The organism is Belnapia rosea (assembly GCF_900101615.1).
Lineage (GTDB): Bacteria > Pseudomonadota > Alphaproteobacteria > Acetobacterales > Acetobacteraceae > Belnapia > Belnapia rosea.
Window position 1 is genome coordinate 1 of sequence record NZ_FMZX01000091.1, and the last position, 2,241, is coordinate 2,241.

Below are 2,241 nucleotides of genomic sequence, written 5' to 3' on the forward strand. Positions count from 1 at the left end.
GTAGATAGTCCGTTCGCAATCGACAAAAGGACTCTCGTTCGCCATCCGGTCCGGTGGGGATCACGTAGCGGATTTGGACATCACCGTCTGTGACGATGACGCGGTCGACCAGCAACTCGAGCAGTTCGCGCTTGCGATCAAAATCGGCCTGCTCCAAGCCTTGTCGCACGCGTTGACAGAACATCTCGGCCTGGGCCGCGAGCCGGGCAGTTTCGCCCTGGCGGTCGGCGTCTTGCAGGAGTCCGCGCTCCTGGCCATCGAGCGCCAGCAGCCGGGCTTCGGTGTCCCGGCGACGCCGCTCGTACTCGGCCAGTGGTACCACACCGGCCATGTAGGCTTCGGTGAGCCGCTCGATTTGCTGGCCGAGCGCTACCCGGCCTCGGCGAAGGTTGGCGCGACGAGCTTGCAACTCTTGCGGCAGCCAGTGCCCGCCGCGGGCCCGCTGCATCGCATGCGCGATCATCTCCGGCGCGGCGAGGACCTCACACAGGTCGCGCCAGACCAGTTCTTCCAGCGGCTGGGCCGGGATGTAGCGAGCCGCACACCGCTCGCCTGGCATCATCACAGGCAGCTGTGTTTTGGTACGGCAAAGGTAGTAGTCGTAGCCCTTCGGCATATGACGGCCCGTGCAGCCACGCCGACATCGGCCACAGCTGACCAAGCCGCGCAGGAGGTACTGGTGCACGCGGTTATTACGCCGTGCCATGCGTCGATTATAGCTCAACCGCTCCTGCGCGCGATCGAACTGCTCCTGGCTGACGATGGCCGGCACGGGCGCAACCGCGATCCATTCGGCCGGATCCGTCAGCCGCGCGCTGCCCTGGCCGCAGCCGATCGGCAGCAGGGCGGAACGTCGTTGCTCCGCCGGATGTCTGCGCAGCCGATTGGCGAAGACCTGCCCGAGATAGACGGGATTGGACAGAACGCTGCGCAAAACGGTGGTGCACCACCTCCGATGTCCTCGAGGTGAGGGAATATCAAGGCGATGCAGATGCTGCACCAGGGCTGTCACTGGTGTGCCCTCGTCAGTGAACCGAGCAAACAGGTCGCGGATCACGGCGGCCTCCGTCTCGTCCAGCCGCACGCCGCTTGGGTCACGCGGCCGTTCGGGGTCGAGCCGGTAACCGTAGGGCGGCCGCGACCAGGGCAGCAGGGTGCCGGCCTGCAGCTTGCGCAGGCGACCACGCCGCATTCGCTCGGTGATCAGGGATCGCTCGTACTCGGCTACTGCACCACGGATCTGGAGCAGTAACTGGTCATGCGGATCGCGGCTCATCGGCCGATCGAGGAAGTCCACCATCGCCCCGTGCTTTTGCAACTCCTCAACCAGCAGCACCTGATGGACATAGTTGCGCGCCAGCCGATCCGGCGCGGTGATGAGGACGCGGTCCAGACGCGCGCTCGCTGCAGCATCGCGCAAGCGGTCCAAGCCTGGACGCCTGAGGCTCGCACCACTATGGCCGTCGTCACGGAAGACATGCTCCGGCGCCAGAACCCAGCCCTGCGCCTCGGCATGAGCACGCAAACGGTCGAGTTGCTGCTCAGTGGTCTGCGCCTGAGCTTGGCGCTGGGTTGAGACCCGAGCATACGCGGCTACTTGCATGATGGCCCTCCTCCGAAACGCCCTGTGGAGCGGCCGGAGTGCCGGTCGTGCTGGGAGGTAGGCCCGCCGCCTGCAGAAGTAGCTGGTAGGCCCTGTCCCAGCGTCGCTGCGCCGCTGGGTGACCGACCTGCCGTCGGCTGACCGTCCACTGCCGGTGCCTCATGACCCGCTCCGAGAGGGCAAACTCCTCCCGGAACAGCCAAACCCACCTCGCGCCGCTCGCGGTCAGCCCCGGACGGCCCGCGCCGCCACGGCAGCGCCAGCGAGCTACGCCGGACAAGGCAGAATTTGTCATTTGTAAACAGACCATCTACACCGTGGGCCAGGGTGGGAAGACCGGAGGGGGTGGCAGGTGCCGCCACTGGCAGCCGGTGCGCACGAGGTAGAACAGGCCGTCGAGCAGGCGCCGCACATCTGTGGTCCGCGGGCGCCCTCCGGGCTTGGCTGGCGGGATGAATGGCTCCAAGATCCTGAACTGATCATCCGTAAGCGCTTGGCCAGATCCGAAATCCCCAACCAGCGCGCGATCCACAGACGTCCACATGACGGTCCCCAGGCAGGAAACCGCGTGCAACGCTGCTAGAGCGGCCTCGGTCAGCCAATCAAACCAGCCGGGTCACTCTTCCAAAACGGGCACT

1 protein-coding gene and 1 pseudogene are annotated in these 2,241 nt (G+C 66.0%); both read right to left on the reverse strand.

Annotated features, from left to right (window positions below; translation table 11 throughout):
* A partial coding sequence (locus tag BLR02_RS28130) for a recombinase family protein (RefSeq protein WP_143018392.1) occupies positions 1 to 1,603 on the reverse strand: 1,603 nt, incomplete at its 3' end.
* A 313-nt stretch (positions 1,604 to 1,916) separates the two neighbouring features.
* Positions 1,917 to 2,147 (reverse strand): annotated as a pseudogene (locus BLR02_RS30740) (transposase); the annotation flags it as partial.
* Positions 2,148 to 2,241 lie beyond the last annotated feature (94 nt).